Annotated in this window: 23 protein-coding genes; 5 read left to right on the top strand and 18 right to left on the bottom strand. The window is 63.9% G+C overall.

Translation table 11 applies throughout. From position 1 onward, the window contains the following. Positions 1 to 344: 344 nt before the first annotated feature. The gene (locus AB4089_RS17365; protein ID WP_441410518.1) at positions 345 to 1,823 is read left to right on the top strand and encodes a chlorohydrolase family protein; all 1,479 of its coding nucleotides are present in this window, start codon (positions 345 to 347) and stop codon (positions 1,821 to 1,823) included. Positions 1,824 to 2,307: 484 nt separating this feature from the next. Here AB4089_RS17365 and AB4089_RS17360 read toward each other — a convergent pair whose 3' ends face one another. From AB4089_RS17360 to AB4089_RS17350, 3 genes are read right to left on the bottom strand one after another with little or no spacing between them, the layout of a single operon-like run. Then, a complete protein-coding gene (locus AB4089_RS17360; RefSeq protein WP_441410517.1) occupies positions 2,308 to 3,771 on the bottom strand; it encodes an amidase in 1,464 nt (487 codons plus the stop codon). Then, on the bottom strand, positions 3,768 to 3,968 hold the full coding sequence (locus tag AB4089_RS17355; protein ID WP_441410516.1) for a hypothetical protein: 201 nt from the start codon (positions 3,966 to 3,968) through the stop codon (positions 3,768 to 3,770). The genes AB4089_RS17360 and AB4089_RS17355 overlap by 4 nt, the downstream gene beginning before the upstream one ends. Next, a complete protein-coding gene (locus tag AB4089_RS17350; protein WP_441410515.1) occupies positions 3,965 to 5,338 on the bottom strand; it encodes an amidohydrolase family protein in 1,374 nt (457 codons plus the stop codon). The genes AB4089_RS17355 and AB4089_RS17350 overlap by 4 nt, the downstream gene beginning before the upstream one ends. A 91-nt stretch (positions 5,339 to 5,429) precedes the next feature. Between AB4089_RS17350 and AB4089_RS17345 the strand changes: the two genes are divergently transcribed. After that, positions 5,430 to 6,353 carry a polysaccharide deacetylase family protein gene (locus tag AB4089_RS17345; protein ID WP_441410514.1) on the top strand — a complete coding sequence of 308 codons (924 nt, stop codon included), beginning with the start codon at positions 5,430 to 5,432 and terminating at the stop codon, positions 6,351 to 6,353. Positions 6,354 to 6,385: 32 nt separating this feature from the next. On the opposite strand, the gene AB4089_RS17340 is transcribed toward AB4089_RS17345, so the two are convergent. The 15 genes from AB4089_RS17340 to AB4089_RS17270 all read right to left on the bottom strand — a co-directional run bounded on the left by AB4089_RS17340 (position 6,386) and on the right by AB4089_RS17270 (position 19,421). After that, positions 6,386 to 7,105, bottom strand: coding sequence for a maleate cis-trans isomerase family protein (locus AB4089_RS17340; protein ID WP_441410513.1), 720 nt, complete (start codon positions 7,103 to 7,105; stop codon positions 6,386 to 6,388). A 2-nt stretch (positions 7,106 to 7,107) separates the two neighbouring features. Then, positions 7,108 to 7,725 (bottom strand): cupin domain-containing protein, encoded by a 618-nt coding sequence (locus tag AB4089_RS17335; RefSeq protein WP_441410512.1) that lies wholly within the window; start codon positions 7,723 to 7,725, stop codon positions 7,108 to 7,110. A gap of 113 nt (positions 7,726 to 7,838) precedes the next feature. Next, positions 7,839 to 8,561 (bottom strand): aldolase/citrate lyase family protein, encoded by a 723-nt coding sequence (locus tag AB4089_RS17330; protein WP_441410511.1) that lies wholly within the window; start codon positions 8,559 to 8,561, stop codon positions 7,839 to 7,841. A gap of 64 nt (positions 8,562 to 8,625) precedes the next feature. Continuing rightward, positions 8,626 to 9,051 carry a cupin domain-containing protein gene (locus AB4089_RS17325; protein WP_441410510.1) on the bottom strand — a complete coding sequence of 142 codons (426 nt, stop codon included), beginning with the start codon at positions 9,049 to 9,051 and terminating at the stop codon, positions 8,626 to 8,628. Beyond that, the gene (locus tag AB4089_RS17320; protein ID WP_441410509.1) at positions 9,051 to 9,983 is read right to left on the bottom strand and encodes a polysaccharide deacetylase family protein; all 933 of its coding nucleotides are present in this window, start codon (positions 9,981 to 9,983) and stop codon (positions 9,051 to 9,053) included. The genes AB4089_RS17325 and AB4089_RS17320 overlap by 1 nt, the downstream gene beginning before the upstream one ends. A gap of 138 nt (positions 9,984 to 10,121) precedes the next feature. Then, positions 10,122 to 10,946, bottom strand: coding sequence for an MBL fold metallo-hydrolase (locus AB4089_RS17315; protein WP_441410508.1), 825 nt, complete (start codon positions 10,944 to 10,946; stop codon positions 10,122 to 10,124). Then, positions 10,943 to 11,710 (bottom strand): MBL fold metallo-hydrolase, encoded by a 768-nt coding sequence (locus AB4089_RS17310; RefSeq protein ID WP_441410507.1) that lies wholly within the window; start codon positions 11,708 to 11,710, stop codon positions 10,943 to 10,945. Before AB4089_RS17310 ends, AB4089_RS17315 begins: the two co-directional genes overlap by 4 nt. Positions 11,711 to 11,745: 35 nt before the next feature. Beyond that, the gene (locus AB4089_RS17305; RefSeq protein ID WP_441410506.1) at positions 11,746 to 12,420 is read right to left on the bottom strand and encodes a cysteine hydrolase family protein; all 675 of its coding nucleotides are present in this window, start codon (positions 12,418 to 12,420) and stop codon (positions 11,746 to 11,748) included. A gap of 77 nt (positions 12,421 to 12,497) precedes the next feature. Beyond that, positions 12,498 to 14,090 (bottom strand): ABC transporter substrate-binding protein, encoded by a 1,593-nt coding sequence (locus AB4089_RS17300; RefSeq protein ID WP_441410505.1) that lies wholly within the window; start codon positions 14,088 to 14,090, stop codon positions 12,498 to 12,500. A gap of 26 nt (positions 14,091 to 14,116) precedes the next feature. Continuing rightward, positions 14,117 to 14,947 (bottom strand): MBL fold metallo-hydrolase, encoded by an 831-nt coding sequence (locus AB4089_RS17295; RefSeq protein ID WP_441410504.1) that lies wholly within the window; start codon positions 14,945 to 14,947, stop codon positions 14,117 to 14,119. Positions 14,948 to 14,956: 9 nt separating this feature from the next. Further along, positions 14,957 to 15,784, bottom strand: a complete 828-nt coding sequence (locus tag AB4089_RS17290) for a hypothetical protein (RefSeq protein ID WP_441410503.1) — start codon at positions 15,782 to 15,784, stop codon at positions 14,957 to 14,959. Between the two features lie 55 nt (positions 15,785 to 15,839). Further along, a complete protein-coding gene (locus tag AB4089_RS17285) occupies positions 15,840 to 16,898 on the bottom strand; it encodes an ABC transporter permease (protein ID WP_441410502.1) in 1,059 nt (352 codons plus the stop codon). After that, on the bottom strand, positions 16,895 to 17,698 hold the full coding sequence (locus AB4089_RS17280) for an ABC transporter ATP-binding protein (protein WP_441410501.1): 804 nt from the start codon (positions 17,696 to 17,698) through the stop codon (positions 16,895 to 16,897). The genes AB4089_RS17285 and AB4089_RS17280 overlap by 4 nt, the downstream gene beginning before the upstream one ends. 2 nt (positions 17,699 to 17,700) lie before the next feature. After that, positions 17,701 to 18,537 carry an ABC transporter ATP-binding protein gene (locus AB4089_RS17275; protein ID WP_441410500.1) on the bottom strand — a complete coding sequence of 279 codons (837 nt, stop codon included), beginning with the start codon at positions 18,535 to 18,537 and terminating at the stop codon, positions 17,701 to 17,703. Continuing rightward, on the bottom strand, positions 18,534 to 19,421 hold the full coding sequence (locus AB4089_RS17270) for an ABC transporter permease (RefSeq protein ID WP_441410499.1): 888 nt from the start codon (positions 19,419 to 19,421) through the stop codon (positions 18,534 to 18,536). The genes AB4089_RS17275 and AB4089_RS17270 overlap by 4 nt, the downstream gene beginning before the upstream one ends. A gap of 455 nt (positions 19,422 to 19,876) precedes the next feature. Between AB4089_RS17270 and AB4089_RS17265 the strand changes: the two genes are divergently transcribed. From AB4089_RS17265 to AB4089_RS17255, 3 genes are read left to right on the top strand one after another with little or no spacing between them, the layout of a single operon-like run. Continuing rightward, positions 19,877 to 20,851 (top strand): branched-chain amino acid transaminase, encoded by a 975-nt coding sequence (locus tag AB4089_RS17265; protein ID WP_441410498.1) that lies wholly within the window; start codon positions 19,877 to 19,879, stop codon positions 20,849 to 20,851. A gap of 13 nt (positions 20,852 to 20,864) precedes the next feature. Then, positions 20,865 to 21,827, top strand: a complete 963-nt coding sequence (locus AB4089_RS17260; RefSeq protein WP_441410497.1) for an acetamidase/formamidase family protein — start codon at positions 20,865 to 20,867, stop codon at positions 21,825 to 21,827. Next, entirely contained in the window at positions 21,820 to 23,244 is a 1,425-nt protein-coding gene (locus AB4089_RS17255; RefSeq protein WP_441410496.1) for an amidohydrolase family protein, read from the top strand. The genes AB4089_RS17260 and AB4089_RS17255 overlap by 8 nt, the downstream gene beginning before the upstream one ends. Positions 23,245 to 23,725 lie beyond the last annotated feature (481 nt).

The raw sequence follows: 23,725 nt of genomic DNA, 5'->3' as shown, positions 1-23,725 counted from the left end.
TGATCTGTTGATCCGGGACCGCAGCGGAAGGTTGATTGATTAGCTGGGCTTCTGAGGCCATGGGAGTAACTGTCCTTTGGGGAAAGACCTGCCACCCGTACTAGGCGGTTGCTGGGTCGGGGATACATATCGTGTCTAGCTCACAAACCGGTTTGTATACCAAAATAGAATAGGTCAGAGCGGGGCGAGATGTAAATCACTTTCAAAAGCCAGCTTTAAGGGTTTCCGGGAAGATCAGTCTCCCGACAATCGCACCCGGCCTTGGCGGTGGTATACCATAATGAGTATGGTTTGATTCGYGCGGTCCGCTGAGTGGCCGCCCCATCATCGAATCGGAGGTTAGTTTGCGCACCAAATTCAGCGCGGAATTCGTGCTCGGGCATGAATCCGGTCAGCACGTTCTCATCCGCGACGGCGACGTCGTCTTTGAGGACACTCGCATCGTCTATGTCGGACCGAACTACAAGGGCCGCGCCGACCAGTCATTCGAACTTGGCCGGTCCCTCATCACACCGGGCCTGATCGATCTTGATGCCCTCACCGACATCGATCACCTGCTGATCGACTCATGGGCTTCCACGGACCGGGCCAACGGCATGCAATGGTCCGAAGACTACTTCCACAACCGCCGCGCGGACGTCTTTACAGCGCAGGAACGCCAGACCATTCGCAAGTACGCCTTAATGCAGCTGGCCATGCACGGTGTTACGACCTACATGCCCATAGCATCGGAAATCCATTCCGCCTGGGCAGAAAGCTTCGAGGAGCTTGCCGGTATGGCCGAAACCTCCCGCCAGATCGGGCTGCGGGGATATCTGGGCCCGGCCTACCGTTCCGGTGTAAATGTCGTCAGGGCCGATGCGCAACGCGACGTCGCATTCGATGAGGAGCAGGGGCGTGCCGGGCTTGCCGATGCCGTTCGGTTCCTGGACTACGCGGAGGATCTGGCCGATCCCCTGGTTAACGGGGTCTTATTGCCGTGCAGGATTGAAACGCTTACCGCGGAACTTCTACGCGCAACGGCCGAAATCGCCCGCGAACGGCACGTCCTTGTGCGGTTGCACTGCCTTCAGGGGGCGCGGGAGCGGGAGCTGCTGCAGCGCTGGCACGGACTGACGCCTCTCCAGCTTCTGAAGCAGACAGGGCTGCTGGCTGAGCGCCTTCTCATCCCGCACGGGATCTTCGTGGACCGCAATACGCTTGTGGATGGCACCGATCTGGGCGATCTTCAAACGTTGGCGGAGGCCAACATCTCCATCATCCATTGTCCGCTGACATCGTTCAGATACGGCATGGCTCTCGACTCATTTGCGGCCTTCCGGGAGGCCGGCGTTAACCTGTGCCTCGGAACGGACTCCTTCCCACCGGATCTCATCCGGGGCATGGACACGGGCGTGCACCTGGCCAAACTTCTTGACCACCGGCAGGACGCGGCTCCCGCGGAACACTACTTTGAAGCGGCAACCCTTGGCGGAGCCCGCGCCCTCGGCCGTCCGGACCTGGGGAGGCTGGAAGTAGGAGCCCAAGCTGACCTTGTTGCGTTCTCGCTCGACGACATCAGGGACGGCGTCCTGGACGACCCGGTTCGAACCCTCCTGCTCAACGGAACAGCCCGGCAGGCCACTCACTCCGTCGTCGCGGGGCGCCTCGTCATGCGCGACGGCGAAATCCCGGGCATCGATATCCCGGGCCTCAGAGCGGAGGCCCAACGGCTCTTCGAAAAGATGCGGGAAGCGTACTCGGAGCGCGACAGTGAACACCGAACGCCCGGGGAGCTGTTTCCCCCGACCTTTCCCTATGCGCAGATCCGGGGTCTTCGGTAGATAGATGACCGCGTGAGTGCCGTATGTCCTAATCCTTGGGGCCACTCCCCTGTCGTTCGAATCGCGCCGGAGCCACAAAACAACCCAGTACCGGAACCTCAACCAGATAACGGCCCACCTGAAACCTGGGCTCTCTAATCTCAAAAGCCGGCAGTGCGCATAGATACGCAGGCCACAGCGCCCACATCACTTCAAGGCAACGTTTCCGTCTGAGCTTTGGCTATTCCTGGGCCGCCTCGCGGGCCTGAGAGGGGTTCACCGTGGCCCGGTTGCGGATCGTCTGAGTCTCTCCTCGACTCATCGACACGGTACGGCCACCGGCCGGACCGACAGGCCAGGATCTGCGGATTCATGGGGCAGGCGCGGTCCCCTGCATGGCCTGTCCGTTGGGCAGTTTACTCTGCGTATTCTGCTTGGAAGCGAAGCTGCTTGGGGGTACTCCATTGAAGACCGACCTCGGTGAATGGTGCTTTCATGGCGGTCTCTAAGGCCGTTCGTCCACTTGGTATGCCCAATTGCCGCTGCTATTCCTCGGCCGAACTCCTTCAGAGCCGGCCGGCAACACGCGCACCGGGACGTACTTCCGCCACTGTGTGGCGCGTTCGTAGGAGTGAGCGATCGAAAGCACCCGGGCGTCAGATCGTTCCAGCCCCATGAGGTGCAGTCCAATGGGCTGCCCTTCAGCGAAGCCGCAGGGCACACTGACGCCCGGCATCCCGGTGAGGTTCGCGGCGGAAAGCATGCGCAGGGCGGCCGCCAAGGAGTCCTCCCCCGTGGAGCCGGTGAGCTCCGAAGACATCGAAGATGCTAACGGCGCGATCGCCGGCAGCGTGGGCGACACCAGGCCGTCCACTCCTGCCCGACGCATGGATTCCGGTATGAGCGACCGGAGGTGGCTCCGGACCTGCCAGGCCAGGCGAATGTCATCCTTCGACACCAGCGCGCCGGTCTCAATCATGACGCGGGTGCCCGGGAAATATTGGCCGGCGGCACCCCTCAGACGCTGGCGGTGATGCTGGGCCGCTTCCGACAGCGAAATCGCCACGCTGGCGTGCAGGGACAGGTCCAGTTCGGGAAGCGGCAGCTCCACGATCTCGATCCCCAGGTCCGCCAGCACGGACAATGCTTCTTCCACAGCGGCCAGAACGCCGCGGGAGACTCCCCATTCAGACCACATCCGACGGTCAATCCCAAGCTTCGTCTCAGCGGGAATGTCCAGGAGCCGGGCGGAAACCGGCCCTCCCAGACTGGAGACAGCCTGCGGTTCCACCATCCCGTCAAGGAGCATCGCGCAGTCTTCGACGCTCCGGGCGATCGGTCCCACATGGTCCATGGTGTGGCTTACGTGTAGGACCCCGGAGGAAGAAACGACGCCGGAGCTGGGTTTGAGCCCCACCAATCCGTTGACGGCGGCCGGGTTTCGCACCGAACCGCCTGTATCGGTGCCCAAGGCCCCCGGAACGGATCCCACGGCGACAGCGACGCCGGATCCGACGCTGGAGCCTCCCGCGTACCGGTCCGGCCCCCAAGGATTCCGTGATGGAGGCGTCCCTTGCCCGAAGGCAAATTCGTGCGTTTGAAGTTTGCCGAGGATCACAGCACCGCTGGCCCGAAGTTGGCGTACGACGCCGGCGTCGTCTTTCGCGTTGTTACCGCGGAGGCTCTCCGAGCCACCTTCGGTCGGCATCTGCCGGACATTGATGACGTCCTTCACCCCTACGGGGATGCCGTGGAGGGCACCGCCGAATCGACCCGAGGCAGCCTGATCGTCGGCCGTGCGGGCCGCCTCGCGGGCGCCTCGCTCATCCACGTACGCCCAGGCGCGGGCGTAGTCTTCAGTGTCCTGAATCCGATCCAGAATGGATTCGAGGAGTTCAACTGCCGAGAGCTCCCGCCGTCGGATGAGTCCTGCCGCCTCTGCGATGCCCAGCTCCCATGCTTCGGTCAACCCTGCACCTCCTGCTCCGCAGCGCCAGCCTTCTCCCCTGAGCGAGTCTGCTGTTCGAATGCCGCCTTCAGGGAATCCATCCCTGCCCGGAAGTCGCGATACGCGCCTTCCAGCGCGGGCAGGTCCTCCCGGGCGATCGTGTCGCCCACCAGATCTTGAACGACCATGAGCTGTTCAGGGTTCAAGCGTTCGCTCATCGGTGGGCCTCCGGCGTGAGCTTTCCATCCCGAACGACGCAGACACCGTCTACCAGGACAAACCTCACGTCGCGAAAATCGTCAGCACGGGCGACAACGACATCGGCGACGCGGCCGGCTGTGAGCCGACCACTTCCAGGAGCGATGCCCGGGATGAGATCTGCCACGGCCGAGGTGGCCATGGCGACGGCGCCGGGCAAAGTGCGGTGTCCGTACGCGGCAACGTCTTGAACGGCGGAGATCAGCTCGTCATGGTCGCCGTCGTGTCCGTAGTCGGTGCCGATGACTGAGATAAGGTCCGGTTCCCGAAGAAGCAGGTCCCAATGTTCGCGGGTCTTAACGGTGTGCCTGCGGTGCAGGAGATCGAAGACCGATGCCTCGGCTGGCCAGCCCATTTTCCTACCCTGAACGGCGAGCTCGTGCGCTTCATCGGGAGTGTGGGTGGGGTGGTTTGCGTGCGCCGCAATGACGGTGGCCCCGCCGCCGTCGAGCTCAAGCATCAGCTCCCGCAAAACGCTGGCCGTCGCCGATGCACTGTGGACGATGGCCGGCACGCCGAACTTTAGCGCCGCCCGAACACCTTCCCGCAAGCCTTCGATGGCAGGGGCGAAGGAAGGCATCACTGAGTCAGTGACGAGCTTTGCGAGCTGAGTAGCCGTGAAGGCCTCCGCGAGCCCCGCCTCTTTGGCCGCTTCAGCCAAAGCATTCAGATTGAATGCACTGACGTCGATGAACCTGCCCAGCACGGCTTCCTTGATGCGCCGGGCCTGGTCGATAGTGATGCGGATTCCGGCGGCGTGGTGGATGGCCGCAGGGATGTAGACGAGGTCCTGGCCTCCTCCGCCGAGCGTTTGACCCCCGCCCAACTCTCCGATGGCGACAGCACCGTCCTCGAGCATCTGTTCTACGGTGAGTTCCCTGGACGTTGCCGTTAGGCCCTGTCCATCCGCCATGGCCGCCGCCTGCAGGCATTGCGGCAGGTGCGTTGTGGCGCCCCGGACGTGCACCGCGTGCCGCAGATCAGCTTCGCGCACGTCGTCCATGGACGCGAAGCCACAGAGGCTGAGCACGGTGGTGGTTCCGGACAGGAGGTGCCTGTCCAGATTCCCCATCCAGCCCTCCGTGGACAGGGCCGGTGCTGCGCTCGGGAACAGCGGGCCAGGCGTCACTCCGTGGGAGTGGACGTTGATGAGGCCCGGCATTACGACGCACCCCGAGCCGTCGATGACCTCGCCGTCAAACTCTTTGCCCGCATCCCAGCGGTCGAGGACGTCCGCGATCCGGCCATCCCGGATGACCACCGCGCCGGCCTCGATGACAGTGTCGCCGGAGCCCGAGACAACAGTGCCTCCGCGAATGAGCGTAGACATTCGCTCTCCTCTCGACTAGTTTCATCATATCGAAGTTTGCTTCACTATAGCCGCAACCGTGCGGTGCCGGAACCCCTGAACGGAGAAGCTGATGGCAGAGCCGCGGACGCAGCGGGATTTCGTCGGATATGGGGAAATCCCGCCTGAATTCCGCTGGCCCGGCAATGCCCGGGTGGCGGTTTCCCTGGTTATCAATGTGGAGGAGGGCGCGGAACGCAGCATCCCCCGGGGCGACAGCGCCAATGATCTGGGCGCCCACTGGATTCCGGCCTGCGCGTCGGCCGTACGAAACTTGACGCTGGAATCGGCTTTCGAATACGGCTCACGCGCAGGCATCTGGCGGTTGCTGCGGATTCTGCGGAGGCACGATATCCGGGGCACCGCCTTCTGCTGCGCCGTGGCACTGCAACTGAACCCATCCATCGCTGCTGCGTTGATCCGCGACGGGCACGAAATTGCCGATCACGGCCACCAGTGGGACACGCACACAGACCTCGACGACGAGGCCGAGGAGCGCCTCATCCGCGCCTCCCGTGATGCGATTTCGGCGAGCACCGGCCGGACACCAACGAGTTGGTACTCGCGGGACGGACTCAAGCCCGGGACGCGCCGGGTGCTCGCCGAGAATGGATTTGCCTACGAGTCCAACAGCTTCAATGACGACCTGCCGCACTGGGGCAGCGACCCGGGAAACCCGCGGCTCCCGGTGCTGCCGTACGCCGGTGACACCAATGATTCAGGGTTGTTCAAGCAATTCCCCACGGCAACAGCGTTCGGAGACCACTTGATTGCCGCCTTGGACGTGTTGCTCGACGACCACCGCAGCGGCCCCTCGGTGATGAGTGTCGGGCTGCATCCCCGGCTGATCGGACGGCCGGCGTACGCCGTGGCACTCGACCGTTTCATTGCGCATGCCCGCGGCAAGGCGGTCTGGTTCGCGACGCGGGAAGAAATCGTCAACGTCTGGGTGCGCACGATGGCGCAGCAGGCGACGGCGGATAAGTCACCGGCGTGAGCGACCCCGGTCTCCTGCACCGGGGAGTCACGCTAATGGGCTGCGAGCAGCGCTCCCCACCCCGGGAGCGGCCGGGAGGAGCCGGAAATACGAAGCACGTGCCACAAAGTGGCGATGGCACTGTCCACCACGGGAACGCCAAACTCCTGTTCGAATCCGGCCGCCAGGTAGCCCGAGCGCAGGTTGGTGCCGACGCAGACGACGGCGTCGACGCCGCGGGAGAATGCCGGCCGCATCATGGCGTCGATGTCTGCGCTGCCCAGGAGGGCAATCTCCGGATTGGTCATCTCCGCCTCTGGAACCGAAATGGCCAGCACGTCGATGCCATGGGTGGCGTACTCCCTCTGGATCCGGGAGGCGATGGCCGCGGGACCCGGGAAGACGAGGCCGATCCGCGTTGCGGACAAGGCGTCAAGGGCCTCGACGACGGCCACGGAAGCGGTCGTCGCGGGCGCGCCGCACGCGGCCTCAAGTTCAGCACAAAGGGCCCGGTCGCTGCGGATCCCTGTCCAGGATCCGGAGGTGCCGTGGAACGCGATGGCCTGCAGATCGGCGTCATTCAGCAATGCCGGGGCGTCGCCGAGAACACCTAGGTCAACTGTGTCGTCAAGGCTGGGCGGAAGGCGGAACCGGCTGTAGTGGATTCCCAGGTCCGGCTGTCCGGCAAGGATCGACGCCGTGAGCGTTTCCGCATTCGAGTTGCTCGAGGGGACAAGGATGCCCAGCCGTGTCCCCGGCCCGGGAACGCCCACCCTTAGTGGGCCTTGCCGAGGGACGGCGGGGTGGAAATGGCGAGCATCACTGCGGCCGAACTGGTGTGGTTGCTCCACCAGTGGGGCACGGAAGCGTCGTAGGTGAGGCTGTCGCCGGCTTCAAGTACAAAGTCCTGCCCGCCGACGGTGGCCACCAGTGTGCCGGTCTGGAGGATGACACATTCCTCGCCTTCATGGGAGTGGGGAACATGGGCGCCGTCGAAATTAGCCGGGATGGTCATGCTGAGGACCCCCAGCTTGCGCTCCGAATCGGGAACGATCAGCTCCATGATGATGCCCTGCGAGGGGATTTCAATGCGGCGGCGGTCAGCCCGGCGGACCAGCATGTGGTCCTGGCCCTCGTGGGGATCCGTGAACATGCTGGCCAGCGGCAGGTCGAGGGAGTTTGCGAGGCGAAGGAGCGTTGCGAAGGCAGGGTTGCCGATGCCGCGCTCGATCTGGCTGATGAGCCCGGCGCTGACACCGGCGCGTTCGGCCAGCTCCTCCACGGTGAACCGGCCGAGGCGCTGCTGTTTGATCATGGCTCCGAGATGGGCGATCCAGAAGTTGCGTTCCAGGGACTCGGTTGCTTGGCTGCTTGCTGTGTCCGTGCCTTCCACGCCGACTCCTTCACTAGTCCTCGGGTTTCCGTCAGTATATCGAAGATGACTACGCGTGGGAGGTTTTTTGAGCGTCCTAAATTCGGGCGCTCCAACGCCTCTCTTGACGACGCTCACGCGGTCCGCAGATCGACGTAGCCGGCCAGGAGAGAGGCAAGCTCCTTCTCCCAATAGACCGCACAGCGGTCGGCTCCGCGGTCGAAAACGCTGGCCGCAGCAGCCATGCCGGGTGCTGGAAGTCCGATGCTGGCGCCGGCGCCGGACACCACATCAACAACGCGTTGGGTGGCTTCCTGCAGGGCTTCCGGCCGCTGGTCTCCGTGCCGGAGGAGGTCAGCGGCCAGATCTGTCGGGCCCACCCATCCCCCTCCGAAGGCCTCGCTGTCCACAAATTCCTTGACGTGTTCCACGGCTTCCGCCGTCTCGAACAACACGGTGATCAAAGGAGCGAAGGAATAGTCCATGCCGAACGCCGAGGCCGGCGTGACTTGCCGCGGACGCGATCCGGCGGGGGCGTATCGGGTGGCCTCATAAGCGCTTTCCAGCTCGTCCACCGTCCGTACCTGCGGCAGCACGATCTCTGCGACGCCGGTGTTTGCGAAGGCCAGGAGCGTGTTCTTTTGCAGGTCCGGTACACGCACAGCCACCCGCACCCCGGAGCCGGCCAGCCGCTGCACTACATCGCCGCAGTGTTGGACGGTGAGGCCGGTCTGCTCCGCATCGAGGACCAGGAAGTCCACCGCGGCACGGGCAAGGACGGCCAGCAGCGTCGGAGTGGGATCGGCGGTGATGATGCCGACGCTGCGTTCAAGGGCTGCAGCCGGTTCCTGGGTCATGAGAGGTTCCTCCTGAAGGGTGTAGCGCGGAAGTGAACAGTGGCAGGGTGTCCGGACGAGCAGGTCACTCGTCCGGGACGAACTGCCAGTCGGCGGGCTTGCTGACCCCCACAATGAGTTCCACGTCCTCCTCGCCGTCATTGGTGAGGCCATGCGTGGTCCCGCGGGGGATGTAGATGCCATCGCCGGGTTTTGCCCGGTAGGTGGTGTCGCCCAGATGGACGATCGGGGTTCCGCTCAGGACAACGTAGAACTCCGAGGCGTCCGGGTGGTGATGGCACAAGTGGTGCTGCCCGGGCAGGATCCTCCCCCAGCTGACGCACAAATCGTCTGAACCGCTAAGGTCCCGGGAGATGAGCGTGCTGACCAGGCCCTGATCGCGCTGACCGTTAAGGCCCACCTTGTCCAGGGCCGTGAAACCTTGATCATCGACGTTGTGCACCAGTCGGTCGATGTTGACCGTGGCCATCCCGCTGTCGCCTGTGCGCATCAGGCCACGCCCTCGAAGGCGGCCCCGGCCGTGACCGCGTGCGCCTGCACGGGCGGGTGCTCCATCCACCACCGCGCGATTTCCTCACGCGTGGCGAACCACACGCCCGGCCGGGCAAGGGCATACTCCAGAAACCGGCGCACTCCGTGGGCAACACTGGGCCGTCCTCCAATCCTCAAATGCAGCCCCACCGACATCATCTTCGGCACGGTTTCGCCCTCGATCAGGAGGCAATCGAGGGAGTCCTTCAATACGTTAAAGAAGTCCTCCGCCGTGCCGAGGCTGCCATTGCCCCAGAAGCGGGCGTCGTTCGTGTCGCCTGAATAGGGAACAACCAGGTGGCGGTGCGGCCCGGCCTCCACGTAGTACGGGAGGTCATCGGCATAGGAATTCGAGTCGTAGAGCACGCCTTCCTCGGCCAGGATCGTCCGGGTGTTCTCGGTGATGCCCTCCCGGACGTACCAGCCCACCGGCCTTACCCCGGAGACGGCTTCGACGGCGGCCAGGGAGTGGCGGATCTCCCTCCGCTCTTCGTCGGGCTCCATTCCCACGGTTCCGCGCCACTTGTAGCCGTGGGCGCAGATCTCGTGGCCGTCCCGCACGATCGCCCGTGCGGCGTCGGGATTCCGCTCGAGTGCCGCTCCGCAGGCCATGACGGTCGCCGGGACGTTGTACTCGCGCAGCATCCCGAGGTATCGCCAGATGCCCACACGGCTGCCGTATTCGAAGAAGGACTCCTTCATGAGGCTGCGCCGCGAGGGGTCAGCGGACCAGCCGCCGAAGATCGAGACGTCTTCGTCCCGTTCGTCACCGGCTTCGATGGAGCTTTCGGCGCCTTCCTCGTAGTTCAGCACCAGGGAGACGGCAACTTTGGCGCCGTGGGGCCACGTGACAACCGGAGGGTTCTCTCCATATCCAATCAGGTCCCGCATTGACTTCCTCCTTGCTGGTCGTTGGCATCCACCGCAGCATCCCGCCGGGGGCTGCTGCAGTCCGCGGGTCCCGGATTGGCCAGTGCCTTTCCGCGGCACCCCGAATCCACGTTTTCATTATATTGATGATACTTCACTTTACAATTCCAGCCCTTCGTACACTCTCCGGTGGGCGGCCAGCGACGTTTTGAGCATGCTGTCGACATCGTCGATGACGTTGCCGTGGGCGGGCCCGATCAGCCGGGCCGGGTAGGTTTCCAGCGTGTCTTCGATGCCTTGGAAGGCCGTGCGCACATCGACGAATTTCGTCCAATAGAGCGCACGGCCGGTGCCGTAGGCGGCCTGTTCCACCGAGGGAGGCGCCGGCATCTCGCTGGAGAGTAAGCGGCACTGCCCTGGAAGATGCACTGGTTCGTCATCTTCGTCCGGGCCAGGTATGTCGTGAATGTAGGAAAAGCCGTCGGAGACGAACATCATCCCTGCACCGGCGTCGTAACCCCAGAGCGTGTTCTCCAGGTCACGGATGTAGGCCGGAAGGAAGCGGAACTCCCTGTCGCCGAGGTCAAGAGACTCCCCCGCGGCCTTGGCGTGAAGCCGGTCCGCGAACTCCGGGAAATGAAGGGCGTAGTCACGGACGTCCCCCACTACAGCAGCCGAGGGATGTCGGTCCAGCAGGACGGGAAGATTGCCCGCGTGCGGGATTTCCGGATGCGTCGGGAAGATGTAGTCAAGCCTCCGGCCCCCCAGCGCGTGGTCCAGTTGCCGCAGTACGGTATCCCGGTGGGCCGGATCTCCGGTATCGACCAGGATCGAGGCTTCAGACCCGATCACCAGGTACGACGACACGTGATAATGGACCTCCTGGCCCTCAGCGCTGGCCGACAGGCAGCCGCCCAGCCAGTGCAGGCCATCGGCGAGGACACGGCCCGTGGCGGGCGTCCCGCCCGGAATCTCGGAGCTCATTGGATCCCTACCGTCCGGATTGCCGTGGCCAGGGCCGTAGCCGCTGCGGCCGATTCCGCCGTGCCAACGATGGGTGCGCCGTAGCCGGGCCCGATGGCCTTCACGTGTCGCCGGCGAACGGACTCGTCAACATCCCGGGCAATGCCGCGGGTATCGGCCTCGGCAAACCACTGGAACTTTCGCAGGCCGGCCGCGGCATTCGAGCTGCCGTACGAACCGTGCGTGAAAGCATCCGAGGTCAGGAGCGCCCCGGATGCGGGATCGAAGATCCATAACGTGGGCAGGAGACGCATCAGCGGCGAGACAAACTCCAGGGTCAGTCCGTCGATGACCTCGATCTCAAGGGAGGTCCCCGGGTCGACCATGATGCGCCGGGGCGTTGCGGACATCCTCGGCACTGTGATTCCGCCGGTGTACCAGACCGATTCGACGTCGAAGCGGGCCTCGATGGCGGGAAGATTCAGGCAGCATTCCATCTCCGTCCGTGTTAGCACGACGGTCAGCCGTTCCCCCTGCTCCAGAAGTGATTCCAGCTGCCGGATGATCTCTGCCTCATGGAGTCTGATGCCGGTGTCCACCAGCACGGAGCCGTTGCTTCCCTTGATGAGGTAGCAATTGACGGGCTGGATGACGCTGATGCCGGGTGGACACCAACTGACGTGTTCATCCAGGAGGATGTCCGCGCCCAGGCGATAGACGCGGTTTCCGATGAGGCTTTGGGCACCGTTGAAGGCGATCTTTGCCTGGGCTGTGTGCGGATTCAACGCCTTTTCCTCCTCTTGATTCAGAATCGGCCGGCCTAGGCGGTGCTTGCCGAGTCCCAGACCGCGATGGCCTCGTCCAGCGTGCAAACATCGTGGCGGGCCCGCATCACGGTCAGCGCCGCGCCGTGGAGCACCGTGTCGTAGGCGCCGACGGCGTCCTCAAGCAGCACGGCGTAGAAGTCGTTGTGGACGGCGTCCCGCAGCGTGGCCTCGACGCATCCTCCGGTGGAGACGCCAACCAGAGCAACCGACTCAATGCCCTGGCTCCGGAGCAGGAGCGCCAGCTCCGTGCCCACGAAGGCGCTCGGACGGCGCTTGGTGATGATGACCTCGCCCTCCTCAGGCATGCACTCGGCGCAGAACTCCGTGGCAGGATCGCCCTTGAGGCTGAGCCTGCCCAGGTCAATGGGCCGACCGTTGGCTGCCGTATACAGAGCCCGCAGCCACGCCGCAGGGGAGCTGCCGCCATCGGGCAGGTTTTCGACCCGGATATGGAAGATCGGCACCCCGTTCTTCCGGGCGGACTCTATGGCCCTTCCGCAGCGTTTGGCGACATCAGGCATCATGCTGAGGTCGTGGCCGGAGTCGCCGATGGCTCCCCCGGCGTACACTGCACCTTCCTGCATGTCGATCACGACAAGGGCCGTGCTGGCCGGGTCGAGCAATTCCTGAAGGGTGTCGCGAACCTGCTTTCCGCAGATTTCAATCATGGGGAGTCTTCCTTCGGTGGGGGTGGTGCCGGCCGGGTTCAAAGACGGCCGGCCGGCACCACGCTGGTGCTGGCGGCCTAGCGGCCGAGGGAGTTGAAGTAGATCTGGCCGTTGGTCAGGGGCACGGCCCCGGACAGGCCGTCCCTTGTGACGAGCATCCCCCGGGTTTCGACGAGGGAGAGGATGGCTGCGCCGTCGTCAACGAGCGAGGCCATCTTGTTCAGAAGGGTCGTCCGTTTGGCGGTTTCCTGGTCGGGAGTGGCGGCGAGCTCGTTGCGTGTTTTGTCGAACTCCGGGTTGGACCATCCGGTGCTGTTGCTCGGGGCGCCGGTGCCGTAGAACGCGTAGCTGTAGAAGGCAGGGTCTGCGATCACGATCGGTTCGGAGTAGAGCACCGCCTGGTAGCGGCCTTGCAGCAGTGCGGTGGAGAAGTCGGTGGAGCTGGCCACGTTCTGCAGCTGGACGTCGATGCCGACGTCCTTGAGCATGGACTGGAGCAGGACTGCCGACTTGGYGGCCACCGGGCCCGGGCGGGTGGCGCTGTAGCTGAGTGTCATCGGGAACCCGTTGCCGTACCCGGCCTCGGCCAGGAGCTTCTTGGCCTCGTCCTTGTTGTACTTGTAGATCGGGGAGCCCTCAACCGCGGGGAAGATGGATCCGGCGGGTTCACCGAAGCCGGCGTATGCGCCCTTGACCAGTGCGTCGCGGTCGATGGCCATGGAGAGGGCGTGCCGGACCTTGGGGTCTGCCAGCGGACCGGTCTTGGTGTTGATCATCATCGTGTCGCGGGTCTGGCTTGCACAGTTCAGGACCGCCACGCCGGGCGACTTCTCCAGGTCCTTGTACTGGTCGTACTCGAAGCCATTGGCCACTTGGACTTCGCCGGTTTCAATCAGCTGGCTGCGCGTGGCCGTGCTCTGGACCGCCTTGACCGCGACGCGCTTGACGGAACCGCGCGTGCCCTCCCATTTCGGATCCGCCGTCACTGTCAGCGACGTACCGGGTGTGAATTCTTCAAGCTTCCAGCCGCTGTAGTCCGCGAGGTTCTTCGACAGCCAGGCATTCGCCGTCGGATCATCCGCCGTGGCGTGTTTCTTGGCCTCGGTGCTGTCGTGTATGTAGAACAGGTTGTTCTGCAGGGATGCTTCGGTGTAGGACGTCAGTCCCACGGTGTTCAGCTGGATGGTGTGCTCGTCGATGACCTTGACCAGGTTGTCCACGTTGAAGCCGCTGCTTTTCAGCGTTCCCTTCATGACCGGCTGGCGCTTCATGCCGATGTCGAAACTCCATCGGACGTCCTCGGCCGACAGCGTGTTCCCGAATTGGCTGGTGAGCTTACGGAGCGTGACGACGACGCCGGTGCCGTCCGCGCTGGGCTTGGCGCTCTCGGCCAGCCGGCCGGATAGCTCCGTGGACGGTGCGGGGCACGTCTTGCCGTCGCTGGCTCCGGACTTGTACTCCAGGAGCTGCGAGCCGAGGCCGCTCAGCACCACGTGCGAGGCGCTGCCGCCCCAGGGCGAGGGCGTCAGGCTGTCCGGAAGGGCTCCGACAGCGACAACAACATTGTCGATGGACGGGTTGACTGCCGCCTGCGGGGAACCGCCGCAGGCGACAAGGGATGTGGTGAGGGCGACAGCAGCGCCCCCGGTGAGCAAACGCAGACGTTTCATAAGGTGACTCCGTTTATTGGGGGAAGTTACGACTGTGCGGTCTCGTAGCGGTAGGCGCGTTTGTGGCCGGCCCGGATGATGGGCTCCACCTCGCGGATGTTGCTGATGAAGTTGCCGTGGGTGGGGGCCACCGCTTTGACGCCAATTTCATCAATAAGATGAAGGACGCGGTCATAGACTGCGTCAGCGTCGTTGGCGAAGCGGGCCCAGTACAGTGCGCTTCCGGTGAAGAAGGCAGCATTCTCGACGGCGATGGGCACCCGGAGTTCGCCGGTGGTCAGCCCGCATTCGCCCGGGAGGTGTACCGGGTCTTCGTCGTCGAGCTCGGGGCGGTGCATGTAGCAGAAACCGTCGGCGGTGAAGAGTACGCCGCTTTCGGGGACGAATCCCCATTGGGTGTTGGGCAGGTCCCGGATGAGCGCCTCCACCACTGTGAACTCCTGCCCGCCCAGGTCAATCCTGTCTCCGGGCACCTTTGCGTGGAGGTTCGGAACGATCTGCGGGTAGAAGAGGTGGTAGTCACGGATGTCGCCTACCACCTTGATGTCGGGGTACTTCTCCACGAGCCGCGGGAGGTTTCCCGTGTGGGGAAGCTCGGGGTGCGTGGGGAAGACGTAGGTCAGCTCGCGGCCGTCCAGCAGTTCGTCGAGGGTGCGGGAAATGATGGGCCAGCTGGACGGATTCCCGGTGTCCACCAGGATGGACGAATGCTCACCCTGGACGAGGTAGGTGGAGTTGTGGCCGTGGATCACACGGTCCGCCAGGTGGAAGGGGAGGCAGGAACTCATCCAGGTGACGCCCTTCGCGACGCTGCGCGGGAGGTCGCTGCTCATCGTTTCTACAAGTTGTTCTTCCATGGTGGTCTCCTAAACCAGCTGCGGGGTGAGCGCGTCGAGCATGAAATCGAGGTGGCGCCGCACCACGTCGCGTCCCTTCAGGACGCATCCGCGGGACGGGGCGATGACCTCGGGGTCCAGGGCGTCGAACTTGTCCTGGAGCCACTCCCTCAGGGGCTCGCACGTGGAACGCGGGATCCATTCGTATTTCGCATATAGGTGGCCGGCCACCTGTTCCACCGTGGTGGTGTCCTGGACCGTGGAGTCGATGATGCGCTGGCCGTCGGGCCGGTCCATCACACCGTGGGTGAAGGTGTCCGAGGTGAACAACGTGCCCGTTTCCTTGTCCCAGCCCCAGAACGTGGGCAGGAGGCGCAGGAGGGGCGATTCGACTTCCAGCACGCGGCCGGGGGCTATCTTGATCTCCGCGGCCCGCGCCATGGAGTCGCCCTCCTCGGTCCGCTGGGCGTCGATCTGGTGGCGTCGTCCGCGCAGTGCCAGCCGGCTCAGGTCGTCGAAGGCGTCGAAGGGGTTGATGACCCCGCCGGTAAAGAGCCGTTCGATGTCGAACCTGCCGGCGATCGGTTCGAGGTTGGACACGCAGTCCATCTCGGGCCTGGTGAAGAAGATGGAAACTCCGCCGCCTTCGCCAATGAGCCCTGCCAGGTCCTCAAGGATCTCTTCTCTGTGGACCGCCAGTCCGGAATCGACCAGGAGCCTGGAGGATCCCTCGGTCAAGAGGTAGGCGTTCGATGGCTGGAATCCTGTGGCGCCCTGCGGAACCCAGCTCACGCGGCCGTCGAGCGGGACGGTTCCGCCAAGGACCGCCAACTTGTCTGCATGCAATGAAGTGAACATATCTTCAATCTATTGAATATTGTGGGTTTGTCAAGGGTTTTTGGGGTGCCGGTTCTCAGCCCTGCTGTACCGCCGGCACGGCCGCAGGGTGCTTCGCGCCGCGGATGACGTTGGTGCGGGTGCGGGGGTCCAGCATCGTGATGAGGGCGTCCAGCAGCACGTAGCCCAGCAGGCTCGTGGCACCCATGATGAGGACGAATCCCTGGATGACGGGCACGTCGCCTTTGAGTACACCGTCCAACGACCACCCCCCGACGCCGGGCCAGGAGAACACGCTTTCGATGATGGCAGCGCCGCTGAGTGCCGCGGCGAAGAGCAGGACCATGTAGGTCATCAAGGCCCCGCGCACGTCGCTGAGCGCGTAGCGGAAGACCTGCAGCGGTCTCAGTCCGCACGCCCTGGCGAATTCGATCTGGGGCGAATTCAACACCTGGAGGAGGCCTGTTCGGACGGTCTTGCCGAAGGGAGCGGCGAAGAACAGGCCCATGGTGATGACGGGGAGCACGGCCCTGCTCAGGATGGATTGCATCGTTCCCCATTGCCCGGAGATCACCGCGTCCAGGGCAACGGATCCCGTGGCTTTGGGCGGCGGAATGTCGGAGCTGGACAGCATGCCCAGCGGGGCTGGGGCAAGATGGAGCTGCTGGTAGAAGATGAAGAGGAGAAGGAGGGCCAGGACGAACTCCGGCATGGCCATGAGGACCGAGACGCCGGCAGTGAAGGCCCTGTCCGCTCCGCGCCCATAGCGGTAGGCCGCCAGCGTACCCATTCCCATGCCGATCAGCAGCGCCAGGAGGAGGCCAGGGAGCAGGTAGACCAGGGTGTTGGGCAGCCGCGTCCAGATCTCTCCGGAGACCGAGCTTCCGGTGAAGAACGAATTCCCCAGGTCCCCGCTCAACGTGCGGCCCATGTAGTCCAGATAGCGTTCCCAGAACGGCTTGTCTAGGCCCAGTTGGGCATTGATCCGGTCGATATCCGCCGGGGTTGCATACTCGCCCAGGAGTGCAACGGCGGGGTTTCCGGGCAGCAGGGACACCAGGCTGAAGCTCAGGGTGATGAGACCCAACAGGAGCAGGAAGGCGATGACCAGGCGGGAGACGATGTAGCGGATCATGCCATGGCATCCTTTGCTTCAGGGATGTACGGAACAGGGGGCATCGCCGCGGACATCAGGGCCTGGGTGTAGGGCTGTTGCGGATTGGACAGAACGTCCTCCGTGGACCCTGTTTCAACGAACCGTCCGCGGTGCATGACGGCCACGTGGGAACAGAAGCTCCGGACGGTCTCGATGTCGTGGGAAACAAAGACGTAGGTCAGTCCCCTGGCGATCTGGAGCTTCGCGAGCATGCGGAGAATGGAGGCCCGGATTGTGAGGTCCAGCGAAGACGTCGGCTCATCCAGGACCACCAGCGTCGGGTCGGTAACGAGGCACCGGGCGATGCCCACCCTTTGCTGCTGGCCTCCGCTGAGGTTGGCGGGGCGGCGGTTCAGGAAATCCTGCGAGAGCCCCACCTCTTCCAGCGTCTCCGTGACCCGGCGCAGGCGTTCAGCCCGGGAGCCGTAGGTCTTCGCGACGATCAGCGGCTCCTCAACGATCTGGCGGATGGTCAGTCGCGGGTTCAGGGAAGCAAACGGCTCCTGGAACACAATCTGCCAGCGCCTGCGTCGTTTCCTCAGCTGCGCCTTCGACAAGGCGCGGATATCCTCGCCTTCCAGCAGGATCGTGCCGGAATCGGCCTCACTGAGCCTGAGGATCAGGCGGCCAAGCGTGGATTTTCCGGAGCCGCTTTCGCCGATGATCCCCATGGTCTCACCGCGTTCGACGGAAAGTGATATCCCGTCGACGGCTGTCACGGGTTGTCCCTGCGGATTTCGGAACGTCTTCCGGACATCCTTCAATTCGATGATGGGCATGGTCAGATGCTCCTGGATTCGGAGAGTTCGGTGGGATGGGCTGTGCCGGCAGCCTTCGGCTGCACGACGGAGTTGAGCAGCGAGACGGTGTACGGGTCCTGCGGCCGGACAAACACCTCGGACACCGGGCCCTGTTCAACGATGCGGCCGCGGTACATCACCAGCACCCGGTCGCAGTAATTGGCCACCACGCCAAGGTCGTGGGTGACGATCAGCATCGATCGGCCGCAGTCCTTGGTCAGCCTGGTGAGTGTGTCCAGCACCTGGCGCTGCACGGTGAGGTCGAGCGCCGTCGTCGGTTCATCCGCTATGACCAGACGGGGGTTGAGGTACAAGGCCATGGCGATGACCACGCGCTGGGCCATGCCGCCGCTGAGCTCGTGCGCGTAGCCGCGCATGACGCGTTCAGGATCGTTGACGCCCGAGGAGGCCAGCAGGTCCAGGGCCCGGGCCCGGGACTCGGTGTCCACCTTGAGCCCGTGCGCTTTGGCAATGTTCGCGAACTGCTTCTCGATGCGGACCACTGGATTCAACGCGCTGAAGGGATTCTGCGCCACGAAACCGATCTCTTTGCCGCGGATTTGGCGGATTTGCCGCTCCGACAGGCGAATCAGGTCCTGGCCGTCGAACTCGGCAGTGCCCTCCATGACCCGGCCCGGTGGCATCAGCAGTTTGATCACCGAACGCACCACCGTGGACTTTCCCGATCCTGATTCACCCACGACGCCCACGACTTCGTTGGCGCCGACATCGAAGGAAATGTTGTGCAGTGCGCGCGTTACGCCGCTGCGGGAGTGGAACTCGGTTACGAGGTCCCGTACATGAAGTCCTGTCATCATCGTGCCCGTTCCACTCGCTCGATCTTGGTTTCGATTGCTCCGGCGATCACATTCAGTGAGCCGATGGCCAGGAGCATGGCAATGGTGGGGAACGCTGCGGCCCACCATTCGCCACGGATCAGCATGCTGACGCCATCGTTGATCATGGCTCCCCACGTCGGGGTGGGCGGCTTAACCCCGACGCCAAGGAAGTTCAGGGCAGCAATGGTTCCCAGTGCGTTGGCCGCCGTCAGAGTTGCCTGCACCAGGACCACGCCATACGCATTGCGGAAGATGTGGTTGAAGGCGATCCGGATCGGTGAACAACCGATCGCTGCCGCAGCCTCCACATAGCGAGCGGAACGAAGTGCCATGGCCGCTGCCCGGGACAGGCGCACGAACCGGGGGGCGGCCACAATGGCGATCGCGAGAACCACGTCCGTGGCCCCGCCACCCATGAGCTTGATGGAAACGACGGCGATCACGATGATCGGCAGCGCAGCGAAGGCGTCAATGACACGCATGATGACGTCGCCCAGCTTCCCGCTCGTGGCAAACAGCCCCAGGGGGACACCGACCACCAGGGAAAGTGCTGTGGCGGCGAGGGCGACAGGAAGGTCCAGTTTCGCGGCTTCGATGGTTCGGGAAAAGATATCCATCCCGTTTCCATCGGTACCGAACCAGTGCGTTCCGTTGGGCGCAATGCCGATCGCGTTCGTGTCCGGGCGCAATGGATCGTGCGGGAGCGGGGCGAACATTGCCATGAGGGGCAGCCCCACGATGATGGCCACTGCAGCGGCCACCATGATCGTGCTGGACCGGGTCATCAGTAGGGTCTGGCCCCGGCGCGCCCATCCTGTGACGCGGAGGCCCGGTGAGGTGCGCGGAAGTCCTTGAATGCTCATGGAGCCCCCTCGGAGAGTCCGGCGCTGGTGATGGGCAATGCAAAGTGGGAACTGCGTCGGATCGCAGTGATCTCACTCGCAATGTATTGAAGATTGTCCTGACTGAGGACCGGCGGCTGTTGCATGTTCAGCTCCCTGTTCGTACCTTGAGAGGCGATTCCCTCATATCAAAGTCTCGTCACTTTATTGAATTTGACTGTAGCGGCAAGTGTGACGAATTGCACTCTTTTCCGAAAAATCACCCAGAACTCAACGGTCAGCCGGCCAGGTAGGCCCGTCGATACCCGGTCGAGTGGGGAGTCCGGACGTCAGGCTGGCTGCCAGGGAAGCTACAGCCGAACCATTGACACCGCCCGCAAGTGACTTCAATATAGTGAGCAAGTACCGAATGTGATGAAGCTGGGGTGCTGTCTCCGCCGCCGGCGCCACGGAACAGATGAGGAACGGAACCTACGATGCCCAACTTTCAAGAAGCAGCAGCCGCAGTAGCCACCCGGCAAACCGCTCCGGGACAGCCGGTGAAGTATCTGCTCCACGACGGCGAGCTGGTGGACTACGCCGACGCCCGCCTCCACGTGCTGAGCACGTCGCTGAAGTACGGCGTCGGAGTATTTGAGGGGTTCCGCGCGTACTGGAGCGAGGACGACCAGCAGCTCTACGCGTTCAGGGTGGCGGACCACATGAAGCGACTGATCGATTCCATGCGGGTGGTGGAGATCGACGGGCCGCAGGATATCGGGCTGCTCGGCGATCAGCTGCTGGGCCTCATCCGGGCCAATGAGCTGCGGGGCAATCTGCACATGCGGGCCCAGGTATTCGTTGATTCCAGGGACGGCAAGCCGGAGGACACCGGCCCTTCCACCGTGTTCATGGCCGCCATTCCCATGGGCAACTATTTCGGCAGCACGGGACTGGACGTGCAGATCAGCAGCTGGGCCAGGCTCTCGGACCGGTCCATGCCGCCTAGGGTGAAGTCGATTGCCAATTACCAGAACGGCCGACTTGCCTTGCTGGAGGCCAAACGGAACGGTTATGGCGCCGCGCTGCTGCTCACGGAGAGTGGACACGTCGCCGAGGGCGCCGGTTACAACGTCTTCATGGTCCGCCAGGGAAGACTCTGCACTCCCCCGGTTACCGACAGCATCCTCGAGGGAATCACCCGGGACAGCGTCCTGCACCTGGCACGCACGGAGCTGGGCATCGACGTCGACATCCGTCCCATCGACCGCACCGAACTGTATTCCGCCGACGAAGTCTTTGTGTGCGGCAGCGCCGCAGAGGTCAACCACGTCGCGTCCGTGGACCGCACCACCATCGGAGCGGGAACAGCCGGCGACACCACCCGCAGCCTCCAGGAGCTATACCGGAAGGCCGTCATCGGACGTGTCGCCGCTGACCAGAACTGGGCCACGCCCGTCTACCCGTCCTGAGAGGAGACACAGCATGCAGGAAATCCCAACGCTGCGCGAGACGCCGTGCGTCGGCTACCAAGACGCCTCGCTGACCTTTGAGGCGAACTCCAAACCGGTACTTACCGTCAATCAGGGCGAGCATTTCTGGCTGGACGCGCGGAGCCTGCTCACCGGCGGCCTCTTCGAGGAGACCGGCGAGTACGAGAAGCTGTCCATTCCCGTCACCGGCCCCGTTGCGATCCGCGGAGTCAATCCCGGCGATGCTCTGCGCGTGGACGTCCACGAGATCAGGATCGCCGACCGCGGGGCAATGGTCACGCTGCCCGGACGTGGCGGCTTCACCGCTGACTTGGGCAGGGCAGGGCATGTGGTGGAAATCGTGGACGGCCACGTTGAGTTCGATGACGACACGAAGATCCCTGTCCGGCCCATGGTGGGGAAAATCGGGGTGGCGCCTGTCGGCGCCGGCCCGAATTCCAGCACCGTAGGAATCCATGGCGGAAACATGGACTGCAAGGACGTGACGGCGGGTGCCGCCGTCGTGATCCCTGTCCAGGTGAGCGAAGCGATGCTGTACGCCGGTGATCTGCACGCGGCGCAGGGCGACGGTGAATGCTCGCTGACCGCAGTTGAGGTTGAAGGCAGCGCACGGCTCTCATGCACTGTCGTTCCCAGCGGTGCGAATCCGTACGCCGGCATGCGGCGGCCAGTGGTCCTCAGCGGCGGTTCCGTCATCACCATCGGCGACGGCGACACGCTGGATGAGGCGGCGAGGCTCGCCTTGGACGACATGCTGGAGCTGCTCCAAACCGACCGGAAATGGTCCCGGGAAAAGACAGCGATGCTGCTCAGCGCGGCGGCGGATGTATCCGTCTCGCAGCTGGTCAATGCTCGGGTCTCGGCCAAGGTCACGCTGGCATCGCGCTATTTCAGCGCTGGACCATTCTCTTCCGAATCCTCCGACACTTTGAATGCGCAGGTCTCCAATGTTTGATCTCCTCCTGACCAATGGATTGGTCGTCACGCCCTCCGGTGCCGAGCGTTTGGACATCGGTATTGCCGGGGGCAAGATCGTCTCACTCCGCGCGTCGGGCGTGGGCACGCCGGACGAGGCCCGGCGCGTCGTGGATTTGAAGGGTCAGCTGGTGGTACCCGGCGGCGTCGATCCGCACGTGCACACCAACTCGGTACTTCCCACGGCTGCGGAAAGCGGCATCATGTGCTTCGGACCTGACCGTGTGAGTGAGGGCGCCATTTATGGCGGTACCACCACACTGGTGGACTTCGCCCACTGGAAGCCGGGCGACGAACTGACCGAGTCGTTCGCCCGGAAATCGGCCGAGTGGGCCGGCTCCACATACACGGACTACGCGCTGCACGGGACGTTCAAGGAACCGGAGATCCCTTTCGAAGTCCTGGAGCAGATCCCGGATGCGGTGGCAGCCGGACACGGCAGCTACAAGGTGTGGATGACTAATACGACGCCTACGCGGCCCAAGCAGAAGACTGACCTGGGCAACATGTGGGGGCTAATGGAGCAGACGGCCGCCTCGGGGGCGATGCTTGCCGTGCACGCCGAGGACGACGACATCGTCATGTACTCATACAAGAAGCTGCAGCACCAGGGCAATACCGGCATCGAGTACATGCACCACGCCCACAACAACCTGTCCGAGAAACTCTCCTTCCAGCGGGCGATCACCCTCGCCCACCATGTGGGTGCCCCCATCTACCTGATGCATGTCAGTGCCCGTGAGGGCGTGGACGCCATCCGCGAGGCCCGCGGACGCGGCCAGGCCGTCTATGGGGAGATCCTCCCCCACTACGCGTACTTCACAGCCGAGGATTACCGGCAGGAGAACGGAGCGATCTACCACACGTATCCGTCGTTGAAGTCCGAGACGGACCGGGATTCGATGTGGGAATCCTTGCTCGACGGCTCACTGAGCACCCTGGCCACAGACGGCGTCTGCACCGACCTGGACGTAAAGACGCGCGGGAAGACCATCCTGGACGCGACAGGCGGGCACGCCGGAGTGGAAATGCGCATGGCCGTGGCGTACACCGAGGGCGTCGCGAAGCGGGGTCTGGACCTGACCCGCTTCGTAGACATCACCTCTGCGAATGCCGCGAAGATCCTCGGCCTGTACCCGCAGAAGGGTGTCATCGCCATTGGCAGCGACGCTGACCTGGCCGTGCTGGACACCAACGTGGACCGCCGGATCACGGCCTCGGACCTTCACGAAGCCGACTACACCCCATGGGAGGGCTACCGCGTAGCGGCCTGGCCAAGCATGACCGTGTTGCGGGGAACTGTCATGGTGGAAAACCGTAACCTGCTGACCGGCCCGGGCGGCTCACTGCTCAAGCAGCGCGTGTCCAATGATGTCCTCAACCGCCCGGCCTGCTGACGGGCCCCATGCGCCATAGGGGCGTAGTGCGCTATTACCGAGAGCAAACAGTGCACTACTCCCCCTGACGCCGCCGCGGACCTACTTCTGACCAACCAATCCTGACAACCATCTGAGGCTCCAACGGCGACAGCGGTCGCTCACTATGTCCATGGACCGTGCCGGCGCCCCTGCCCGGTCCCGCTCGTGGTCCCCGGCGCCTTCGCCTTGGCCACCAACGTCACGGCCCTGTCTCGTCACAGCCGACAGGGGCGGAACAGATGCCGAGGGCGGGCTGTGCATCACCGGCCGTTTAAGGGAAATCATCATTATTGGCAGGCGGAGCGTTGACCTCACGGTGTTCTGAGCATCTGCCGGGCCACGAGGAACTCCCGGCGCCTGGTGAACTCGCCTTAGCGATAGGCAGGGTTGACAGAAAGCAACGCGACCGCAGAGCCAGCCTTCAAAGGACTGATCTGTTTTTTCGCTACCGGACCATGAG

This window comes from Arthrobacter sp. 2MCAF15, assembly GCF_052115605.1.
GTDB lineage: Bacteria > Actinomycetota > Actinomycetes > Actinomycetales > Micrococcaceae > Arthrobacter.
Note: the sequence above shows the minus strand (reverse complement) of the source record. Positions and strands in the feature narration are given on the sequence as shown.

Excerpts from the sequence above, each read along its gene's own strand:
- AB4089_RS17355 (WP_441410516.1), bottom strand. The coding sequence starts at position 3,968 with ATGAGCGAACGCTTGAACCCTGAACAGCTCATGGTCGTTCAAGATCTG.
- AB4089_RS17350 (WP_441410515.1), bottom strand. The coding sequence starts at position 5,338 with ATGTCTACGCTCATTCGCGGAGGCACTGTTGTCTCGGGCTCCGGCGAC.
- AB4089_RS17345 (WP_441410514.1), top strand. The coding sequence starts at position 5,430 with ATGGCAGAGCCGCGGACGCAGCGGGATTTCGTCGGATATGGGGAAATC.
- AB4089_RS17330 (WP_441410511.1), bottom strand. The coding sequence starts at position 8,561 with ATGACCCAGGAACCGGCTGCAGCCCTTGAACGCAGCGTCGGCATCATC.
- AB4089_RS17325 (WP_441410510.1), bottom strand. The coding sequence starts at position 9,051 with ATGCGCACAGGCGACAGCGGGATGGCCACGGTCAACATCGACCGACTG.
- AB4089_RS17320 (WP_441410509.1), bottom strand. The coding sequence starts at position 9,983 with ATGCGGGACCTGATTGGATATGGAGAGAACCCTCCGGTTGTCACGTGG.
- AB4089_RS17315 (WP_441410508.1), bottom strand. The coding sequence starts at position 10,946 with ATGAGCTCCGAGATTCCGGGCGGGACGCCCGCCACGGGCCGTGTCCTC.
- AB4089_RS17305 (WP_441410506.1), bottom strand. The coding sequence starts at position 12,420 with ATGATTGAAATCTGCGGAAAGCAGGTTCGCGACACCCTTCAGGAATTG.
- AB4089_RS17295 (WP_441410504.1), bottom strand. The coding sequence starts at position 14,947 with ATGGAAGAACAACTTGTAGAAACGATGAGCAGCGACCTCCCGCGCAGC.
- AB4089_RS17290 (WP_441410503.1), bottom strand. The coding sequence starts at position 15,784 with ATGTTCACTTCATTGCATGCAGACAAGTTGGCGGTCCTTGGCGGAACC.
- AB4089_RS17285 (WP_441410502.1), bottom strand. The coding sequence starts at position 16,898 with ATGATCCGCTACATCGTCTCCCGCCTGGTCATCGCCTTCCTGCTCCTG.
- AB4089_RS17280 (WP_441410501.1), bottom strand. The coding sequence starts at position 17,698 with ATGCCCATCATCGAATTGAAGGATGTCCGGAAGACGTTCCGAAATCCG.
- AB4089_RS17275 (WP_441410500.1), bottom strand. The coding sequence starts at position 18,537 with ATGATGACAGGACTTCATGTACGGGACCTCGTAACCGAGTTCCACTCC.
- AB4089_RS17270 (WP_441410499.1), bottom strand. The coding sequence starts at position 19,421 with ATGAGCATTCAAGGACTTCCGCGCACCTCACCGGGCCTCCGCGTCACA.
- AB4089_RS17265 (WP_441410498.1), top strand. The coding sequence starts at position 19,877 with ATGCCCAACTTTCAAGAAGCAGCAGCCGCAGTAGCCACCCGGCAAACC.
- AB4089_RS17260 (WP_441410497.1), top strand. The coding sequence starts at position 20,865 with ATGCAGGAAATCCCAACGCTGCGCGAGACGCCGTGCGTCGGCTACCAA.
- AB4089_RS17255 (WP_441410496.1), top strand. The coding sequence starts at position 21,820 with ATGTTTGATCTCCTCCTGACCAATGGATTGGTCGTCACGCCCTCCGGT.